We start from the raw sequence: 20,446 nt of genomic DNA on the forward strand, positions 1-20,446 counted from the left end.
AGTCTTACAGGCAGGTTGCCCACGTGTTACTCACCCGTCCGCCGCTAATCAACAGGAGCAAGCTCCTATTGATTCGCTCGACTTGCATGTATTAGGCACGCCGCCAGCGTTCGTCCTGAGCCAGGATCAAACTCTCCAAGAAAGTTGATGTAGCTCATTTGTTACGTTGGCTCATGTTTCCTATATAATAGAAGAAACATGAATATTATTGTTTGTTGACGTTTTTGTCTGTTTAGTTTTCAAAGAACAATCTTGTTTCCACTTCTAAAATCTCTTCCAGAAGCAACTTTATAATAATATCACCTCGTTAACGATCTGTCAACATTTTTCAACACGTTATTATCATTATGTTGTTGACACGTCATTAACGACTGCTTAAATATAATACCACCATTTATATAACTACGTCAACACTATTTTAAATAAAAATTAGCTAGAATTCTATTGAACCTTTTTTCCTACCATTTATATGGACTCGTTTTAAAAATATTTTTGGTAAAACCAAAATTTTGTCCCTAAACAAATTGAAGCCAATTTACGCGCCAACTCTCCTGAATTCCATGTTCCGGTATTATTAGACAGGACGATAACGGTAACCCTGTCTTTAATAAAATCCACTATTTCACATTTAAAACCAGGCAAACTGCCGTTATGCTCAATCATAGGTCTTCCAAAACTTATAAGGTTATTTGCTACTTTCCAACCGTAGCCATATTTAAAAACACCCAGTTTAGAGGTATCGATATAGCCTGTCTCCATTTTTTCAATCTCTTTTGGTGAAAGGATTTTGAAGTCATGTATCGCATTATTGTATCTCATCATGTCTCCGACTGTTGAAATAATATCACCCGCTCCTGCAAGCTGGCTTTCATCATCCCTCTCAACCACTTTCCGCATGTTCCTATATCCCATTGCAAAATCCTTTGCATCAGCCTTTTTAAAGTAGGTATGATCCATGCCAGCAGGTTTAAAGATATTGTCCCGAAAATAGGTCTGATAGCTTTTTCCGGAAACTTTTTCAATAATGTAAGCAAGTATCATATACCCCGTGTTAGAATACATATATTTTGTTCCGGGATTAAAAGTCAATGCTTGGTTCTTCATTAAATTAATAAAAGCTGTCAGCGTGATTGGCTTGGTTGTATCTGTAAGTTTAGAATGGTCGGCAACCCCCGAGCTGTGGGTTAGCAAATGTTGAATGGTAATTTTATCGCCATCCGGAAAATGATTTATATATTTCGATATTGGATCAGAAGTTTTCAATTTCCCATTCTTTTCAAGTTGAAGGATAGATACCGCTGTAAAGGATTTTGTTAGCGAAGCAATACGAAATTGGGTGTTTAGTTGATTAGGAATCCCTGTTTCTTTATTGGCAAATCCATAACCTTTTTCAAATACCCCCTTCCCATCCTTGGCAACTAACACGACACCATTAAATTGACTATCCAAAGCCTTTTTATCCATAAACACTTCGAGCCTATTCTTGAGGTTACCTTGCAATCCTGACTGCGTATTACCATATACATTAAATGCCGCTATCGTAATAACTAGAAAACAAAATAAAACACTAATTACCCACTTAACTGACTTTTTCATTTGCACAGGATTGCCGCCTCTCAATTAATCTGCCTTTTGAATCAATTATACGTTTATAATTCGTTATTTCAAAAATTCAATACTTATAAAACACAAAAGCCGACCCCATTTAAAAGGTCGGCTCCGCATACTGCTTATTTTGTAATTCTTACGATATCTGCTTGTTTCAAATCTACCTGGCCTTGTTTTTCAATCACAACTTTTTCACCTTCTGCTAAGTTGGTGAAAACAATTGGAGTAATCGTAGAAGTCGCATGTTCTTTTACATAATCCAAATCAACCTTTAATAGTGGCTGTCCTTTTACAATACGGTCATTTTCAGACACTAATGTTTCAAACCCTTGACCCTTCAAATTAACAGTGTCGATCCCCACGTGAATAAGGATTTCACGACCGCTATCAGATAAGATTCCAATTGCATGTTTCGTTGGAAATAAGTTAACAATCTTTCCATCAACAGGTGATACAACCGTTCCCTCTGAAGGAATAATCGCAAAACCGTCCCCCATCATTTTTCCAGCAAAGACTTGGTCTGGAACTTCTGTGATCGGTTTGATTTCTCCTTTTAATGGAGCAACAATGATTTCTTTACTAGTGTTCCCAGCCGGAACAGCTTGAAGCTTGGTTTCCTTTGACGGGGCTGCAGCTCTTGGACGTTTTCCTTCCATAATATCTTTCATTTGTCCTTTGATGGTTTCAGAACGCGGTCCAAAGATGGCTTGGATGTTATTACCTACCTCAAGAACACCTGCAGCACCTAATTTCTTCAATTGGTTTTTGTCTACTTCTTTAATATCATTTACTGATACACGAAGGCGTGTAATACAAGCATCTAAATGAGCAATGTTTTTCTGTCCACCCATTGCATCCAAAATATTTGCTGCAAGATCACCTGAACCAGTTTTTCCTGTTGGAGCCTCATCTTCTTCTTCTTCTAATTCACGACCTGGAGTTTTGAGGTCAAATTTACGAATTGCGAAACGGAATCCGAAGTAGTAAATGACTGCAAAGATAAGGCCTACTGGAATAACAATCCATGCATGTGTTTGCGGGTTAATAAGCCCAAATAAAATGTAGTCAATCAATCCACCCGAGAAGGTCATTCCGATTTTTACGTTTAAAAGATGCATGGTCATAAAGGATAGTCCAGCAAAAATGGCGTGAATACCGAATAATACTGGTGCTACAAACAAGAATGAGAATTCAATTGGTTCTGTAATACCTGTTAAGAATGATGTTAAACCAGCAGAAAACATGAGGCCGCCGACAACAGCTTTCTTTTCCGGCTTTGCTTCATGGTAAATCGCCAAAGCCGCAGCAGGAAGACCAAACATCATAAATGGATATTTACCAGTTGTGAAAGTACCTGCCGTTAAGTGTTTTACACCATCTTTAATTTGCTCCATGAAAATATGCTGGTCACCATGAACAATTTGACCTGCTTTATTTGTATAGCTCCCAAATTCAAACCAGAATGGTGCATAGAAGATATGATGCAATCCAAATGGAATCAGAGAACGTTCAATAACCCCGAAAATAAAGGCCGAAAGCGTTAAATTTGCGTCCACCATGTTCGTTGAGAATGCATTCAAGCCAGATTGAATCGGCGGCCAAATGACAATCATAATTAATCCTAAAATTACTGAACTTGCTGCCGTTATAATTGGTACAAACCGCTTACCTGCAAAAAATCCTAAATAAGATGGGAGTTCAATTTCAAAGAATTTATTGTACATTGTAGCTGCAATGATCCCGACAATAATACCGCCAAACACACCCGTTTGCAGAGTTGGAATCCCCAATACAGATGCATAACTTTGCGGATGTTTCGTTAAAGCATCTGCATCAATGCCTAGTGCTGTACCCATTGTTGCGTTCATGATAAGGAAACCAACAATTGCTGCGAGACCTGCAACACCGTCTCCTCCGGCTAATCCAATTGCAACACCGACTGCAAATAACAATGCAAGGTTACCAAAAATAACGCTTCCTGCTTGTTCCATAACTTTTGCAACCATTGCTACACCATGGTTGTCTAAAAATGGTGCAAGATCTAATAAGGTTGGGTTTTGAAGAGCATTACCAATCGCAAGTAAAATCCCAGCAGCCGGTAAAATTGCAACCGGCAGCATTAATGCTTTACCGACTTTTTGCAAGACGCCAAAGGCATTCTTAAACATAGATATAACCCCCAATATTATAATTTAGCTCATTAAGCGTTTTCATTTATGGTAAAAAACCAACAAAAAAAGGCATGAGTAAAAGTAAACTGAATAAAGGTACGGGTATAGAATGCCCCTTACACTTTATTTCAATGAATACTTTTCACTCATGCCTGATCGAATCAGTAACACGTAAAAAATAATAGCTATTTAATTTTCTTTTGAAGCCTTTGGAGATGCATTGTCAAATAAACCGCTTCTGCATCATAGACTGTCAACTTTAATGTTTGCTGCATTACCTTAATGAGCTTCCAAGATAGATTATAGCATACTGGATATTCTTCTTTCAATAGAGAAGCAATTTTTTCTGGTTCCTCTACCCTCTCCCCTTTTTGCACTCTTTCAATCGCAAATCGAAGATGACGAACAAGACGCATATAATCAATGCTTTCTTTATCAATTTCAATATCAAGCTGTTCTTCGACCATTTCAACTAGTCTGCTTATAAGCTGGGAATGTCGGTTCACATCGGAGAGGTTTTTATTTGTAATCGCACTATGAATATGCAGTGCAATAAAACCAATCTCACCATCGGTGAGGTTTATTCCCGTTTTCTCTCGAATATATCGGACGACTTCTGCCGCCACTTCGAACTCATGCCGATACAACGCTTTTGTTTCCACTAAAAACGGGTTGGACATTTCCATCCCTTGCGATGCCCTTGTAATCGCAAACATTAAATGGTCCGTTAAAGCAACATGTATATGTTCATTGAGCTGTGAATTTGTTCTTTGCTTGATCAGACCTATAGCAGAAATAATCACTTCAAGAAATTCATTATCAATAAAAGGAAGCAGCTTAATATAACTTTCTTGTTCCTTTTCATTTTTTAAAACAAAAAGCTTTTCAACTGTATCAGTCTCAATAAAATCCCCCTGTTTCCGATTGAAACCAATACCTTTTCCAATTAAGACAACTTCTTCATAGGAAGGGTGTTTAGCGATTAAAACATTGTTATTCAACACTTTATCAATCAATAATTTTGCCATACCCTTTTCTCCATTTCCCTTTTCCTTAGTATCATCATCGTAAAAGAGAGAATACAGGAAGTCAACGGCAATTTTCGACTATTTCCACGGAAATCATGACCAATAGTCGACAAAAAAGGAACCTCAATCTGTGAAAGAGGTTCCTTTTTTACACTTATTTCAAAATAAAATATACAAGAAAGATTACAAAGAAGAGATACATAATAGGATTAATTTCCTTGATTCTTCCTTTTACAATCATGGTAATTGGATAGAATATAAACCCAATTGCAATACCTGTTGCAATGCTATAAGAAAGCGGCATTGTAATCATCGTTAAGAAAGCCGGTACAGCAATCTCAAATTTTTTCCATTCAATATCGCCTAACGAAGAAACCATCAATACTCCGACAATAATCAGTGCAGGTGCAGTAACAGCTGTAGTAACTACTGATAATAACGGGAAGAAAAAGATTGCCAAAATAAAGAATCCCGCTGTTACTAATGAAGCAAATCCTGTTCTAGCTCCTGAAGCTACCCCTGCAGTAGATTCAATATAAGAAGTAGTAGTAGATGTTCCCAGAACTGCACCAACCATTGTTGCAATGGAGTCAGATAACAACGCTCTTCCTGCATTCGGAAGCTTGTTGTCTTTCATTAATCCCGCTTGGTTTGCAACCGCAACAAGTGTTCCTGCGTTATCAAAGAAATCAACAAACAAGAATGTAAGGATAATTCCCACCATACTCGTCGACCAGAAGGAACTGTCACTAAAGGATGAAAATACAGCACCAAACGTTGGATCTAAGCTCGGTACTTTTCCGACAACTTGATGAGGAATATCAATTAAGTTAAAAATCATTCCAACAATCGCCGTGATGATCATTCCAAAGAATACGGCTCCTTTTATTCCTCTGGTCATCATAATAACCGTAATTAATATACCAAAAATCGTAAGTAATGTATTCCCGTTTGATAAGTTTCCTAACCCCACAAGTGTTGCATCGTTTTTTACGATAATTCCTGATTCCTGAAGTCCAATAAAGGTGATAAACAAACCAATACCGGCCCCAACGGCATGTTTTAAATCGATTGGAATTGCATTAATAATTTTTTCACGAAGACCAGTCAGTGTCAAAACGAAGAAGAACACACCAGAAATTAATACCGCACCCAACGCATGCTGCCAAGGGATTTTATCGCCCAATACTACGGTATAAGCAAAGAATGCATTTAACCCCATCCCCGGTGCAAGCGCAAGCGGGTATTTTCCAAGGAGCCCCATGACAATCGAGCCGATAGCAGAAGCAATAGCCGTTGCCACAAATACTGCTCCATAATCCATTCTTAAAGCATCTGGGAATCCTTTAATACTTGCTAAAGATAAAGTAAGTGGGTTTACCACTAAAATATAAGCCATTGCTAAAAAAGTAGTCATACCGCCCATGAATTCTTGACGATAACTAGTACCAAACTTTGCAAACTCAAAATAGTTTTTCAACCTATTTACCCCCTAATTGATCCTTTATCTAATAAAATCACCAAAAAACGCTCCGGTATCCACCGAAACGTTGACAAAAGGCATATGTAAATAACAAAAGGACAAAAATCCCCTATTAAAAACTCGCCTCGTAGTCAAGCTATTTACGGTAGCTCGGTAGAAACTTTTGGGCCCTATTCCCAAGATTATACGACACAATATGACAAATATTTAGTACGTTAGTATCATATCAAGGGTGAGGTCTTCTGTCAATAAAAAATACGAACGTTTTTTATTTTATAAATAAAAACATTCGTATTTTCCAACATTTATTTAATTATCCGATTGGTACAACTAAAAAATCAGTGGGGAAGCCCCCACTGATTAAAGTTTCACCTTATTCCCATTCAATCGTAGCTGGCGGCTTGCTTGTAATATCATAGACCACCCGGTTTACATGGGCAACTTCATTGACGATTCTGGTTGAAATAACTTCAAGTACATCCCACGGAATCCGCGCCCAATCGGATGTCATCCCATCGATCGAGGTTACAGCACGAATACCAATCGTGTAATCATACGTTCTAGTATCCCCCATAACCCCAACACTGCGAACGTCTGGAAGGACAGTGAAGTATTGCCAAATTTCGCGATCTAAGCCAGCCTTTTTAATTTCTTCACGTAAAATCCAATCAGATTCACGAACAATCTCTAATTTATCTTCAGAAATCGCCCCTAATACCCGAATACCAAGACCCGGACCTGGGAATGGCTGACGCCAAACGATATCATCCGGAATTCCAAGCTCAGTTCCGAGAGCACGGACTTCATCTTTAAAAAGGGTATTTAATGGTTCAATTAATTTAAACTGCATATCTTCAGGCAGACCGCCGACATTATGGTGGGACTTAATCGTTTGCGCTGTTGCTGTCCCACTTTCAATAATATCGGTATAAAGCGTTCCCTGCGCTAAGAACTCAATTCCTTCAAGCTTCGTTGCTTCATCATCAAAAACATAGATAAATTCGTTACCGATAATTTTACGTTTCTTCTCAGGATCTGAGACGCCTTCCAATTTGGAAAGGAAGCGATCCTTTGCATCAACCTTGATGACATTCATATGGAAACCTTCGGAGAAAGTTTTCATAACGCTCTCCGCTTCGTTTTTACGAAGTAATCCGTGATCAACAAAAATACATGTCAACTGATCGCCTATCGCTTTGTGGATTAAAACAGCCACAACAGATGAATCTACACCGCCGCTAAGAGCACATAGGACTTTTTTGTTACCGACAGTCTGACGGATTTTCTCCATTTCCATTTCGATATAGTTTTCCATCGACCAATCGCCACTGCAATCACAAACATTGAAAACAAAATTTTTCAGAAGGTCGTTTCCATAAACGGAATGACGAACCTCCGGATGGAATTGTACAGCATAAAGTTTTCTTGCTTCATCACTCATGGCCGCAATCGGACAGTGTGGATTTGTTCCGTCTACAGTAAAGCCAGCAGGTGCTTCAACCACCAAATCACCATGGCTCATCCAAACCACCTGCTCATTTGGAAGATCCTTATATAAGGCAGATTGATTATGAATCGTCATTGTTGCTTTTCCATATTCACGCTGCTTTGCTTTTTCGACTTTGCCTTCAAAATGAACGGTCATTAACTGCATCCCATAACAAATCCCCAGAATCGGCAGACCCATTTCAAAAATCCCTTCATCACACCGGAAGGAGTTCTCATCATAAACACTATTTGGACCACCTGAGAAAATAATCCCTTTTGGATTCAATTTTTTGATTTCCTCTACGGTAATTGTGTGGGGATGTAGCTCACTATACACACCAAATTCACGAATTCGGCGGGTAATAAGCTGGTTATACTGGCTTCCAAAATCTAAAACAACTATCATATCCTGTTTACCTGACAATGCGGCCACCTCTTTTTAATTTCATGTAATTTTAATTAGTTTTTACTACAAATGAAAAAAATAAATAAAAAAAAGAAAACTAGCTTTCTCCAACCAAAAAAAATAGGAAGGCAGAATTCTAGTTTTCTCGCAAAATCGTTCAAAAACTTTCTGCCTTCATAGTCGGGCCATTTACGGCAGCCCGGTAGAGACTCTCGAACCCTATCATCGAGGATATATGAAGGTAACGTAAAACGAACCTTATTGAATTAAACCTTATTGTAGCAATTTGTCGTTTTTTGTTCAAGCGATTGTCTTTTTAATTAAATTTTCCCACAATTCACAAGCTTCCTTCCAACTTCCTTCAGGCAGCTGATTATGATAGAGATACTGTTCATATTTTGAGGTCAAACGTGTCATTTCATTCGTTGAAAAGAATGAGTCAACATAACGGGCATAATTCCTTAATGTTTGATTTTCCTTCCGGGTAATTCCGTATCTCTCAAGCTGTTTTAATAAAATTAAGTAGGCATAACCAATATTTTCATCCTTTTTCCTAAAACGGAATTTTAGGAGCAAGAGATATGGATACCATTTTCCGCGAATTCGATAAAGAATCCCTGAAACTCCTAAAACAACCAACAGAATGAGCACCAGCGGCTTCCAATGATTTTTAAAAAATACATTGATGTTCTTTAGAAAGCCCTTTTGGTCTGTGTTTCCAGAACTCTTCACATTTTCCTTTTCATCCAGCGGTTTCTTTACTGGTTTCATTGCAGGTACTTCCGTTCTTAAGGTACCGCTTGAGCTAGTTGAGCCAACTAAATAGCTGATTGAAACATCATTTGAAAAACCCTTCGTCGGTTCAAACGGAACCCATCCTTGGTTTGGTAAGAAAACCTCTACCCATGAATGGGCATTATTATTGGTAATTTCGTAAATCTGTTTAGAAGGATCCTGCTTGCTATATTGCAAAAATTCTCCGCCCGTGTACCCTTTTACCCAGCGTGTTGGAATTCCTAACGTCCGCATCATCACTGCCATAGAGGTTGAAAAATTATCGCAATAGCCTTTTTTCGTCTCAAACAAAAATTGGTCGACATAATCATCATCCATCCCTGGAATAGCGACATCCTTTTGTTCATAGGTGTATTCCATCCGACTAAAATATTTCTCCACCGCTTTTGCCTTGTCAAACCAATTGGTTTCCTTCGAGGTAATCTTCTTGGCTAATTGTGTAACCCTTTGTGGAAGCTCCTCAGGCAGCTGTGTATATTTTTTGTACAAAATAGGGTCCATCACTTTAGGGTCAAACTTCTTTGTTTTCCTTAATTCAATTGCCCGATATTTCGGAATGTCAAAAACAATTGTATAAAGATTCGGTATAATCGGTTTATCATAACTAGTAACCGCAACAATTCGTTCCATTGTTGTATCGATATTAAACGAAATTCCGCCCCCAAGATTAGGATAGAAATTTAAGATTTTCCTAATTCCTGCAGGATAGATCACATGAGGGTATTGGTAATCCTGAACCGGGAATACTCTCGCCTGTTCCTTCTCCGTTTGTACAGTCTTACCCAATGGATATACGGGTACAAAATCCCCTTCGCTAAATGGAATGATTTCAGATCCTGGTGATAACACCCAGCCCTTTCCGGTATAAGTATCCTTGGTCTCCACTTTCCAATAATTCTTCCCATTTGCTTCAATGCGAAAAACAGTTTTATTATCGCCCAAAAAAGGGCCCCCAAGTTGGGCATCATTCGTTCCATAGCCAATCCTTTGGATTCCCCCACTTTTATCATCATTGTGGTATTTCTTGTCTCCTTTTAAATACGGAACAGGGTCAGGCCAGATTGGAGCAGCCTTTGGTGCAGCAATCCCAACAAGGACACTAAAGGCAATCATCCCGGCAAGGGGTATCATCCATTTTCTTGGCGTAGCATATTTTTTATTGATTTTTTCTTTTGCAAGCATCCGGTAAAAGGTGAGCATTCCCATTATAGTAAAACCGACCACAACCGTTCGAACGATCGCTGTATTTGCACTGTAGGGTGTAAAGGTATCCAAAACGGTAATGTAGATTAACGTCATGAAGAAAAAGATAAAAATTCTTTGACGTTTTAACAGCCAATAGTGGAGTAAATACACCATTAACCACAATAGAATAAAAAATAAGAAAGAACGGAATTCATCCGATAAGTTATTCCAATTTCTTGCAAAAAGGAAGGCAGTGTTATTTTTCAAATCAGCCAAAAACGCAGTCAGCCAGCCCAGGTGCAAAAAGCCTTCCTGGTAATAAAGTCGATTGATTGAAAAAAACACATAGAATACTTTTATCAAAAACGACAAGATCCATTTTATTCGATAAAATGACATCACAATTGATAATAGTAAGAACACTATAAAGATCCAAATATGGCTCGTATCGGTTAATTGTTCAATTGGCCGAAGCCACTCCCACAAAAGGAAAAAACCCAATGCATATAATAAAAGTGTTGAAATGTCCCGATTTTTCAACGGAAACTCACCTCCGAGAAAGCTTGGCTGAAGTCCCCTTCATGAATCATAATAATTCGAACCCCGCGAGCATTTGCAATCGCGATGAGCGACCGTTCATTTTCAGTTGGCGATTCTTTTTCAGCTTTGATAAGAAAAATGGTGGTTGAGCCCTTTCTTCGACCAAGAAAGCTTGCCTTTTCAATAAGTGGTTTGTTCAATTTTGCGGTTACCACCATAAATGATAGCGATTGCTGAATAAATACCCCATCCATTTCTAACACTTTTTCCAAAGTAGAAACGCTTTTGGCTTCAATTTTTGCGAGGTGATAAAAAAGCTGTTGGAGATGCTGCTCTCCCCCACGAATGGGAAAAGAGGCTCTTTCCTGACTAATTGTTAACAGACCCGTTTGCGCTCCTTTTTTTAAAACTGCCCTTAAAAGTGAAGCAGTAAAGGAAACCATCGCTTCAAAGCGTGGGTCCGGCACACAATCCATAACAACAAACACATCATGCGATTGCCGTTGCTCAAATTCCTTTGTCATGATTTCATTCCGTTTGGCGGATGCCTTCCAGTTAATCCAGGAAAACCGGTCCCCCGGCTGGTAGTCCCTTACTCCAATTGCCATGGATGTATCGCGCTGTACCCGCTCCCTTGAAGCAGTCATCCCCTGATCATAGTGGTTTTCAAACGGACGGTACAGGAGCTCTGAATAGGCAGGGTAAACGATGATTTTATTTTCAACTGTAAAGACCTTTTCCTTCTCGATTAAACCAAGCGGATCGCCGATTCTTACTTTAATCGATTGAAAAAGATGCTCACCTCTCGGCAGTACATCAATGATATATTCATAGGAAAGCTCTTTTTTCATACCAGCAATGAGGAGTGCGTTTTTTAATGGGGAAAATTTTTCTCTTAGTTGGTCGGCAGCCATCAGGTAGAACAACGGAAAAGATGATCCCCTTCGGAGGGTGATTTTAACCTTTAATGGTTCACCTGCATTGTAATCAGATTTTGGAATTTCTCTAATTACTGTCATGTCCTTCAGGGAATAAAAGGATAAGGCTAAGCAATAGAAACCAAAGGGCAAAAAGCTGTAAAATAAAAACCAGCTGACAAATTCTCCTTGAAACATTGCGTAAGAAAAGGTTAAGAGACTCAAGAAAAATAAAACCGTAAACTTCCAAACCTTTTTTAAAAAAGTGGCTATTTTCTTCATTTATTTCACAAGCCTTTGAACCGGAACTGGAACTCTTCCAACGATCCCGCTAATAACTTCTTCTGCGGAAATCCCTTCGAATTTGGCTTCAGATTTTAAAATAATCCGATGGGATAGGACGAATGGGGCTAAATATTGAATATCATCAGGAAGAACAAAGTCACGCCCGTACATAAAGGCATACGCTTGAGCAACTTTCATTAAGGCGATTGATCCCCTTGGACTTGCCCCCAGATAAACACTGCCATGGCCCCTTGTTCGACTGACCACTTCGACAATATACCGCTTCATCGTATCATCGATAAACACCTCTTTAATTTCCTGTTGCAATAAAAGCAGACCTGCGAGGTCAATTACCGATTCTAGTTCATCAATCGGCGGAACTTTTTGGGCCCGGTTTAATACCTCTATTTCCTCCCCCAAGTCGGGATAGCCCATTTTCATTTTTAGTAAAAAGCGGTCAAGCTGTGCCTCCGGGAGCGGGTAGGTCCCTTCATATTCAATTGGATTCTGTGTTGCCATCACAAAAAACGGCTTTTCGAGCCTATGGGTAACACCATCAATCGTTATACTTGCTTCCTCCATCCCTTCCAAAAGGGCAGATTGGGTTTTCGGTGATGTCCGGTTAATTTCATCTGCAAGGATAATATTTCCCATTAAGGGACCAGGACGGAATTGAAATTCCATTTCTTTTGGATTGTAAATCGAGATTCCCGTAACATCTGACGGTAATAAATCAGGGGTGAATTGTATTCTGCGGAACTTTGCGTCTACAGATTTGGCAAGCGCCCGCACCATCATCGTCTTCCCGACACCTGGTACATCTTCTAAAAGGACATGACCTCCAGCTAGTAGGGAAACAAGGCTAAGTTCTGCGACGCTTCGCTTTCCGATCATCACTTTTTCAATATTCGCAAGTATTCTTTCAATGGTTGGATTCATATTTTCAAGGGACATTTTAAATCCTCCTCTTTCTTACATACACCAAATGATTGCATCATCCATATTTATTCTATAAATTCTGAATAAATCCTGTAAAAACTTACAAATAATGCAAAAAAGCCGCTTACAAGGAAGCAGCTTTGCTTGATTATTATTTATCTACCGGAACAACTGGTAGTATTAGCTTGGAAGGATATTGTTCATTATGAAAAATGGTTTGCTTGGCAGTTCTTGTCTGTTTGCTCTCAACCAATGAATTTCCTGTATTTGGATTTGGCAAATAATGCGGAGAGCTGCTTGAAGAAATTTCAAGCGTGATTCGATGCCCTTGGAGAAATACATTGCTTGTAGCCCAAAGATCGATTTCATACTCCACCACTTCACCCGTCAATTCTTTTTCGGGCTGAAAGCCATTCCGGTATTTTGCGTTAACAATTCCCTCCGTTAAAATTAAAGCCTTTCCATCGGGAGCCGTATCGACGAGTTTAGCAGTAAAATCCGTATCCTTTGCATCAGTGGAAGCCCACAGTTTCACCTTTACCTGGCCTGTCACTTCTATTGCTTCAGTTAATGGCTCAGTTGAATAAACAAGCACATCTTCTCGTTCTTCTATTTCACGTTGATCAAACGGCCCCATTGTCAGCGGACCGGCAAATAGAGTACTTCCACCTTTTGTTGGTACAGGGTTTTTTGGGTCGTATAAATAGGAATCAAAGGCTTCATCCACAGGGCACATCAGCGAAAGCTCTCCATCACCATTTTTCGTATTGGCTTTTCCGCTACTATGCAAATAGAAATTGGTATATTGGGTTCGTGCAAGCGGCCATTCCCATTCGTCCCGCCATTCATTGATGCCCATGACAAAAATTCTAACCGGCGGTTCTGCTTCCAAACCAATATCGATTCCCTTTAACCAATGATTAAACCAGCGAATATGGAGGTCTGTGATATTCCCACCTAAATCTATCCAATCACCCGAAGCGTGCACACCGAAGGAGCATTCGCCTTGAATAGAAGCAAAATATCCATGCCCCCACGGTCCGACAATCAGTTTTTGGTGTTTTCCCGTTTTGGTCATCTCTGAGTAATTGGTTAAGGTCGGGCCAATAAAGCAATCATACCAGCCACCTAAATGATAGGCTGGAATCTGCAAGTCTTCATACTTATCGATAATACTAGATTCCTTCCAATAATCATCATCTTCAATCGGGTGTTCCAACTCTTCGAAAAAAAATTCAGCAACCTTAAGTTCCTTTAAGGGCAACCATTGATTCACCGGGGCAAACTGGTATAGTTCGTCCAATTTATTAAGCTGATCAGCAAGACTTCTTAATGCATCTGCTCTTTTTTTTGGCTCTCCATACTTTCGCATAAGTAAATCAGGTGCAATGGATTCAAGCGTCCAAGTTTCCGTAAATCCCGGCTGGTAAACGCCGTTTCGGTAGGAAGCACCATTTCTTTGGTCATTCAACGTCATAGCAGGAAAAATAGCAGCTAAGTGTGGCGGCCTCTTTGTTGCTGCCATCAGCTGGGTATATCCATAATAGGACATGCCAAACATGCCAACCTTTCCAGTAGAAAATGGCAGAGATGCTGCCCATTCCACCGTATCATACCCATCATTCGCTTCCTGTCTAAAAGATTGGAATTCCCCTTCCGATTGAAACCGCCCTCTCACATCTTGAATAATCACTACAAAGCCATTCTCTACAAGGCGGTTTGTATCTAAGTAACGATGTGAATAATGAGGTAAATCCTTACTATACGGAAGCCTTGTTAACAGAACCGGAAAGGTCCCTTCCTCATTTGGACGATAAATATCTGCATAAAGGATTACACCATCTCTCATTTCACATGGAACATTTTTTTCAACTAGAATCTGAATTGGTTTCATTTTTAAAGACCTCATTTTCTTTCTAAATTCACCCTCAAAAAATACGATCCCATGAGTCACCAGACTCCATGGGATCACCACACCTTTCCTATAGGTTACTCACTTGGCTGATAGGCTCTTCCTGGATAGCAGCAACTTTTTTGGTAAATAGGCTGACAGCAAGCATAACAACCGTATTGACTAAAATCGCAACGACCCCGATGTCTAAGTCCTGAATGAAGTGTGGCGCACTTGGAAACATCGTAGCCATTGTTGTGCCTTGAATCGTCTGGTAAGCGACAATTGCCACCCCAACAACCATTCCTATGGCAGCACCAACCTTACTGACCGGATTTTTCTTCATGAAACTAAAAGCAAGCGGCGGGAATAACTGTAGAACAAAGCTATATGCCATCGTCAGCAATGCAATCATCGTGTTGCCGCCATAGAAGGTAAAAAACAAAGAAATTAGAGCAAGGACCGGAACAAAAATTCGTGTTAATTTTGCAAGTTTTTGCTCTGATGTATTCGGTTTAAAGTGTTTATAAATATTTTTTGAAAGAAGCGTTGATGCCGTTAGGATTAGTAAGGAACACGGAATGAGAGCTGCAAGTAATCCGGCTGCTCCTATTACACCGATAAACCAAGGAGGCAGCGAGGCTTTAGCAATTTTGAACAAGGCTAAGTCCGAAGCTGTACCTTCCAAATTAGGGATTTGCAATACCGCTGTAAATCCAATAAATAGAATAAAGACAAGAACGATTTGATACAAAGGTAAAATCGCCGTGTTTTTCCTTAAGGCTGCCTCACTTTTAGAAGATAAGCTGGCACCAAAGCAATGCGGCCACATATATTGACCTAATGCAATCGTCAAACAGATCGAGACATACCAAGAAATACTTAACCCTTTGTCAGGCATTAATAGGAATCCCGGTTTCGCTTTATCTAGTGTCTCAAACATCGGCTGGATTCCACCGTAGTAATGAAATGGCAAATAGAATCCTAAAAAGAGAATGACAGTAAGCATGAGAATATCCTTTAAGACAGCTGTCCATGCAGATCCGTGAATACCTGAGATATAAACGAAAATCGTCACCGCAATCAGGCCAATCCATACGGCGATCTTCGGAGGAATTGCTCCGTAAGAAGCTTCAGAAACGATAATTTGAAAGCCTTTTAATTGTAAAACAATATATGGGATCATCGAAATCACACCGATTATCGCAACAAGTAACCCTAAATTCTTACTCTGATATTTTTTAGCAAAGAAATCGGATTGAGTGATAAGATTGTGTTTTTTAGCGTAGCGCCAAATTGGAGGTAGGATCCAAAAAGGAATGACATAGGTTATGGCACAAAAAACATAAATCGTAGGACCTCCCATACGGTAGGCTCCTCCGCTTGCACCTAAGAAAATGAAGGTTGAAAACATTTCTCCAGCCATTAAAACAAACATAATGAGTGAACCAAAATTTCTCTCTGCAACGGCCCACTGTTCGAGCTTCATATCCCGCCCTTTTCTTGCTTTAATTCCAAGGTAAATAGCTAAGCATAATGTTAAACCAATAATAATAATGGAGCTGTTCATTTATTTTTGCTCCTTTCGATCATACATGATGTTACAGGCAATCAAACATACCGAAGTGAGAATTAGCCATAATGTTGACCAAAAAACAATAAACGGTAAGCCGAAAACATAAGGTTCAATTTTATTAACCACGGTTAATGATCCAATTGCAGGCAGGATGGTCAGAAAAGCAATCCATTTCTTCATAAGCAAATTCCTCTCCAATGTGAATTTCCAAGAAAGTGTCTATCTAAAAATCATGTAGGCGGTTTCAATAAAATGAATAATGAATTTTTTTTATAATCAGATAATTGGTGTTAAAAAAAGTCCCCCTTCTATATTCGAACAGAATTAGAAGGGGATGAATGTTACTTTATTTTAACTTCTCCCATAAAACAAGCAACCCTAATATAAATTAAGCCTTTAAAGAAACAATTGATTGAATAATCTCTACAGCTCTGTCACCAACTTCAGATGTTAAAGCTGTCCCCTTCATATCAGGTGTCAGCACTTCACCCTCAACAAGCAGCTCCTCAATGGCATCAATAACTAATTTTCCGTACTGTTCATAGCCTAAAAAGTCGAGCAGTTGGCTGGCGGACCAAATCGTTGCTAATGGATTGGCAAGACCTTTGCCGGCAATATCCGGAGCAGACCCATGAATCGGTTCAAACATCGATGGATACGTTCTTTCCGGATTGATATTCGCACCTGCTGCAAGTCCAATCCCCCCGGCCAATGCTGCACCCAAATCGGTTAATATATCGCCAAATAAATTAGAAGTAACAACGACCTCAAAGCGCTTCGGATCGTGAATCATTAACATCGCTGCCGCATCAACAAGATAGGACGCGGTTTTCACATCCGGATAATCTTTGCCTACTTCTTCAAAAACCTGGTCCCAGAAAACCATTGAATAGTTCAAAGCATTGCCCTTACTAATGCTCGTAAGCGATTTTCCTTCTTTTCTTGCGGTTTCAAACGCATAGCGGATGACGCGTTCTGTTCCTTTTCGGGAAAAGACACCGGTTTGCAGGACCACTTCGTTCTCTTGGCCTTTAAATAACCAATCTCCAGCTCCTGCATATTCACCCTCACTATTTTCGCGGATAAACAGCATGTCCACATCTTCCCGCTTCACGTCCTTCAATGGACATGTCGCACCTTTAATTAACTTAATCGGACGGATATTAATATATTGATCAAAGCCTTTTCTAATCCTTAAAAGTAAATCCCATAATGAAATATGATCAGGGACACCTGGATACCCGACAGCCCCAAGAAAAATTGCATCGTAGTTTTGTAATTTCTCAATTCCGTCGGCATCCATCATCACACCGTGCTTCGTGTAATACTCACAGCCCCACGGAAAATACGTATATTCAAATTGGAGAGAAGCGTCCAATTCAGCAATTTTATTTAAAACCTTAATTCCCTCCTGGAGAACTTCAGGGCCAATCCCATCTCCCGGGATCACGGCAATTTTATATATGCTCATTACTTATCGCCTCTGTTCCAAACAATTAATTTCATTTCAGTCATCTCTTCTACTGCATATTTGAGCCCTTCACGTCCGGTACCGCTCTCTTTTACACCGCCGTATGGCATGTTATCTACCCGGAAGGTTGGGATATCATTGATCATTACAGCCCCTACTTCAAGAGCTTCACTAGCAAATAGCGCATGATCAATATTTTTCGTATAAACACCAGCTTGCAGCCCGTATCTGGAATTATTTACGTAGCCAATCGCTTCTTCTACCGATTTCACTTTATTAACAATCACGACTGGAGCAAATACCTCTTGGCAAGAGACTTTTAACAGCGGATCAACATTCGTAATTACGGTTGGCTCTAAAATACCATCTTTTAGTTTTCCACCGGCTAAAACCACTGCGTCGTTTTGTTTAGCTTCTTCAATCCAGCTTAGTGCCCGCTCTGTTTCTTTTTTCGAAATTAACGAAGAAATATAGGTTTCTGGATCTAGTGGATTTCCTACCTTTAATTGCTTCGCCGCTTCCACAAATTTTTCAACAAATTGATCATATACCTCTTCATGGGCGTAGACGCGCTGAAGGGAGATACATACCTGGCCTTGATTTGAAAAGGCCCCCAAGATGCAGCGGTCAATGACCTGATCAATATTCGTATCTTTATCTAAAATGACTGCAGCATTTGATCCAAGTTCCAAAGTGGTTTTCTTCAAACCAGCTTTATTGCGAATGCCAATTCCGACCGCTGGACTTCCTGTAAAGGTAATCATTTGTACACGGTCATCTTTTATAATCGCCTCACCAACTACTGAACCTGACCCTGTCACGACATTCAATACTCCGTCTGGTAAACCGGCTTCTTTGAAAAGCTCTGCGATGTATAGAGCAGATAAAGGAGTTTGTGATGCAGGCTTCAATACGATAGAATTTCCCGAAGCAATCGCTGGACCCACCTTATGGGCCACTAGATTCATAGGAAAGTTAAACGGTGTAATAGCCCCGATCACGCCAATTGGTTTACGAACGGTATAACCAATTCTTCCGACCCCGCCTGGTGCAGCATCAAAGGGAATGGTTTCTCCATGAATTCTTTTCGCTTCTTCTGCGGCAAACTTATATGTTTCAATTGTTCTGGTAACTTCGCCTTTTGCAAAAGAAATAGGTTTTGCTGATTCAATAGCGATCACTTCTGCCGCTTCGTCCGCTCTTTCTTTTAATAATTCTACCACTTTTTCCAGAATAGCTGACCGCTCAAATGCTGCCATTTTTGAGATTACTAGAAACGCTTCCTGTGCTGCCTTGATGGCCTCTTTTGTTAAGTGCTCATCCGCCATGGCGATGTCAGCGATTACTTCATCAGAATAAGGAGAATAGAGCGGTGCATAGTTGTCAGCCTCTACATCTCGACCATTAATAAATAAGTGCTTCTTTTCTACAACTTTTACATTTGTCATCGTCCTAACGCCTCCAATACCATTTCGTGAAATTGAACAATTGCCTTTTCTGATTGGGAATATACTCCTTGGTTAAAGGCACGGGAACGGAATCCAATTTGCTCTAATTCTACTAAGTCAACATCTTCCTGTCTTACTTGTTCCGCAAATGTAACCAAATCTTTTTCTTCTTGTGTTAGGTTTTCATCTCTAAAGTAGTAAGTATAAACTGCTAAAGTATTTTCATGATCAATTGGAATCATTTGAATCGTTGCCATATTTGCTGGTCCTGGATAAATGGTTACCATCAAGTTTGGCCATAACCAATAGAACTCTCCACCCTGCATTTCAGCTTCATTCAAATCCGTTGTTCCCATTGTTTTATCCGGCTTAATCATTGATCCTTGAACGGAGTAGTTTTGGCATGTAACAATTTGGTAGTTTTTCATATCCAAAGTGGCAACAAAGCTTGGGTGGGCAACATGGCAATGGTCACACTCTAAATAGTTATCAATGAACGCCTTCCAGTTCGCTTTGATTACACGTGTTTTTTGATTGATTCTTTTTAACTCTCCTAGGAATGGAAACTTGCTTAAGCGGTCAAAGAAATCACCGTATGTTTCTTGTAAAGTTTTTGCGTTATCATCAAGGTTAACGAATATTAATGACTCCAAAATTTCCATTCTTACAGATCTTAAGCAGCGGTCGCTGACACAATGGGCATCTTCTCCGGTAAAGTTAGGAGCTTTATTCAATTCTCCATTTAAACGGAATGTCCAGCCATGGTAGCCACATTGAAGAATCTTCTTTTGTCCCGATTCATTTTTTTCTAGCTTTGTGGCACGGTGTGGACAAACATTATAAAAAGCGCGAATGACCTCGTCCATCCCACGAGTAACAATAATCGGCTCACCTGCAACATCAGTAGTAAAAAATTGCCCTGGTTTTTCTAACTGGCTCACATGGCCGACCAACTGCCATGATTTAGCAAATACATCATTCATTTCTTGTTCTAGCACTTTTGGGTCTGTATATAAATCATAGGATAATGTTCTTTCAAACGTTCGATTTGCTTTGTTTTGTACTTCATTATAAGTTGCCATTTTAATTTTCCTCCTCTAATCATTCATCATTTTTTTAATAAAATTATGTTTCTAAGAAATATTTCAGGCTGTTTGAAGGCCCTCTCTCCCTTCAAAATCAATTTTTAAAATGAGTCATTTTCAATTCACCTTT

14 protein-coding genes, 1 rRNA gene and 2 riboswitches are annotated in these 20,446 nt (G+C 39.6%); all 15 genes read right to left on the minus strand.

Annotated elements, in window-relative coordinates; all coding sequences use genetic code 11:
* Positions 1–142: ribosomal RNA gene (locus E2K98_RS26860) — 16S ribosomal RNA — on the minus strand; the annotation flags it as partial.
* A gap of 338 nt (positions 143–480) precedes the next feature.
* The gene (locus E2K98_RS26865; RefSeq protein ID WP_235824943.1) at positions 481–1,596 is read right to left on the minus strand and encodes a serine hydrolase domain-containing protein; all 1,116 of its coding nucleotides are present in this window, start codon (positions 1,594–1,596) and stop codon (positions 481–483) included.
* A 134-nt stretch (positions 1,597–1,730) separates the two neighbouring features.
* Entirely contained in the window at positions 1,731–3,776 is a 2,046-nt protein-coding gene (gene ptsG / locus E2K98_RS26870; protein ID WP_133339603.1) for a glucose-specific PTS transporter subunit IIBC, read from the minus strand.
* A 188-nt stretch (positions 3,777–3,964) separates the two neighbouring features.
* Positions 3,965–4,807 (minus strand): glucose PTS transporter transcription antiterminator GlcT, encoded by an 843-nt coding sequence (gene glcT / locus E2K98_RS26875; RefSeq protein ID WP_133339605.1) that lies wholly within the window; start codon positions 4,805–4,807, stop codon positions 3,965–3,967.
* 154 nt (positions 4,808–4,961) lie between these two features.
* Positions 4,962–6,287, minus strand: a complete 1,326-nt coding sequence (locus E2K98_RS26880; protein ID WP_133339607.1) for an NCS2 family permease — start codon at positions 6,285–6,287, stop codon at positions 4,962–4,964.
* Between the two features lie 111 nt (positions 6,288–6,398).
* A riboswitch (purine riboswitch) is annotated at positions 6,399–6,500 on the minus strand.
* 163 nt (positions 6,501–6,663) lie between these two features.
* A complete protein-coding gene (gene guaA, locus E2K98_RS26885) occupies positions 6,664–8,184 on the minus strand; it encodes a glutamine-hydrolyzing GMP synthase (protein ID WP_133339677.1) in 1,521 nt (506 codons plus the stop codon).
* A gap of 157 nt (positions 8,185–8,341) precedes the next feature.
* Positions 8,342–8,443, minus strand: a riboswitch (purine riboswitch).
* A gap of 41 nt (positions 8,444–8,484) precedes the next feature.
* Positions 8,485–10,704, minus strand: a complete 2,220-nt coding sequence (locus tag E2K98_RS26890) for a transglutaminase TgpA family protein (protein WP_133339609.1) — start codon at positions 10,702–10,704, stop codon at positions 8,485–8,487.
* Positions 10,701–11,723 (minus strand): DUF58 domain-containing protein, encoded by a 1,023-nt coding sequence (locus tag E2K98_RS26895; RefSeq protein WP_308912886.1) that lies wholly within the window; start codon positions 11,721–11,723, stop codon positions 10,701–10,703. The genes E2K98_RS26890 and E2K98_RS26895 overlap by 4 nt, the downstream gene beginning before the upstream one ends.
* A gap of 180 nt (positions 11,724–11,903) precedes the next feature.
* On the minus strand, positions 11,904–12,860 hold the full coding sequence (locus tag E2K98_RS26900) for an AAA family ATPase (RefSeq protein WP_133339613.1): 957 nt from the start codon (positions 12,858–12,860) through the stop codon (positions 11,904–11,906).
* A 136-nt stretch (positions 12,861–12,996) separates the two neighbouring features.
* Complete coding sequence (locus tag E2K98_RS26905; protein ID WP_133339615.1) at positions 12,997–14,739, minus strand: CocE/NonD family hydrolase; 1,743 nt, start codon at positions 14,737–14,739, stop codon at positions 12,997–12,999.
* Positions 14,740–14,827: 88 nt separating this feature from the next.
* The gene (locus E2K98_RS26910) at positions 14,828–16,306 is read right to left on the minus strand and encodes a sodium:solute symporter family protein (RefSeq protein WP_133339617.1); all 1,479 of its coding nucleotides are present in this window, start codon (positions 16,304–16,306) and stop codon (positions 14,828–14,830) included.
* Positions 16,307–16,492 (minus strand): DUF3311 domain-containing protein, encoded by a 186-nt coding sequence (locus E2K98_RS26915; protein ID WP_133339619.1) that lies wholly within the window; start codon positions 16,490–16,492, stop codon positions 16,307–16,309. It abuts the gene before it with no gap.
* Positions 16,493–16,700: 208 nt separating this feature from the next.
* On the minus strand, positions 16,701–17,783 hold the full coding sequence (locus E2K98_RS26920; RefSeq protein WP_133339621.1) for a tartrate dehydrogenase: 1,083 nt from the start codon (positions 17,781–17,783) through the stop codon (positions 16,701–16,703).
* The gene (locus E2K98_RS26925) at positions 17,783–19,231 is read right to left on the minus strand and encodes an aldehyde dehydrogenase family protein (RefSeq protein ID WP_133339623.1); all 1,449 of its coding nucleotides are present in this window, start codon (positions 19,229–19,231) and stop codon (positions 17,783–17,785) included. Before E2K98_RS26925 ends, E2K98_RS26920 begins: the two co-directional genes overlap by 1 nt.
* The gene (locus E2K98_RS26930; protein ID WP_133339625.1) at positions 19,228–20,313 is read right to left on the minus strand and encodes an aromatic ring-hydroxylating oxygenase subunit alpha; all 1,086 of its coding nucleotides are present in this window, start codon (positions 20,311–20,313) and stop codon (positions 19,228–19,230) included. Before E2K98_RS26930 ends, E2K98_RS26925 begins: the two co-directional genes overlap by 4 nt.
* Positions 20,314–20,446: the final 133 nt, after the last annotated feature.

It is taken from the genome of Bacillus salipaludis, from assembly GCF_004358205.1.

Bases quoted from the DNA above. Each gene is read 5' to 3' on its own strand.
- E2K98_RS26865 (WP_235824943.1), bottom strand. From the start codon at position 1,596: ATGAAAAAGTCAGTTAAGTGGGTAATTAGTGTTTTATTTTGTTTTCTA.
- ptsG (WP_133339603.1), bottom strand. From the start codon at position 3,776: ATGTTTAAGAATGCCTTTGGCGTCTTGCAAAAAGTCGGTAAAGCATTA.
- glcT (WP_133339605.1), bottom strand. From the start codon at position 4,807: ATGGCAAAATTATTGATTGATAAAGTGTTGAATAACAATGTTTTAATC.
- guaA (WP_133339677.1), bottom strand. From the start codon at position 8,184: ATGATAGTTGTTTTAGATTTTGGAAGCCAGTATAACCAGCTTATTACC.
- E2K98_RS26895 (WP_308912886.1), bottom strand. From the start codon at position 11,723: ATGACAGTAATTAGAGAAATTCCAAAATCTGATTACAATGCAGGTGAA.
- E2K98_RS26900 (WP_133339613.1), bottom strand. From the start codon at position 12,860: ATGTCCCTTGAAAATATGAATCCAACCATTGAAAGAATACTTGCGAAT.
- E2K98_RS26905 (WP_133339615.1), bottom strand. From the start codon at position 14,739: ATGAAACCAATTCAGATTCTAGTTGAAAAAAATGTTCCATGTGAAATG.
- E2K98_RS26910 (WP_133339617.1), bottom strand. From the start codon at position 16,306: ATGAACAGCTCCATTATTATTATTGGTTTAACATTATGCTTAGCTATT.
- E2K98_RS26915 (WP_133339619.1), bottom strand. From the start codon at position 16,492: ATGAAGAAATGGATTGCTTTTCTGACCATCCTGCCTGCAATTGGATCA.
- E2K98_RS26920 (WP_133339621.1), bottom strand. From the start codon at position 17,783: ATGAGCATATATAAAATTGCCGTGATCCCGGGAGATGGGATTGGCCCT.
- E2K98_RS26925 (WP_133339623.1), bottom strand. From the start codon at position 19,231: ATGACAAATGTAAAAGTTGTAGAAAAGAAGCACTTATTTATTAATGGT.
- E2K98_RS26930 (WP_133339625.1), bottom strand. From the start codon at position 20,313: ATGGCAACTTATAATGAAGTACAAAACAAAGCAAATCGAACGTTTGAA.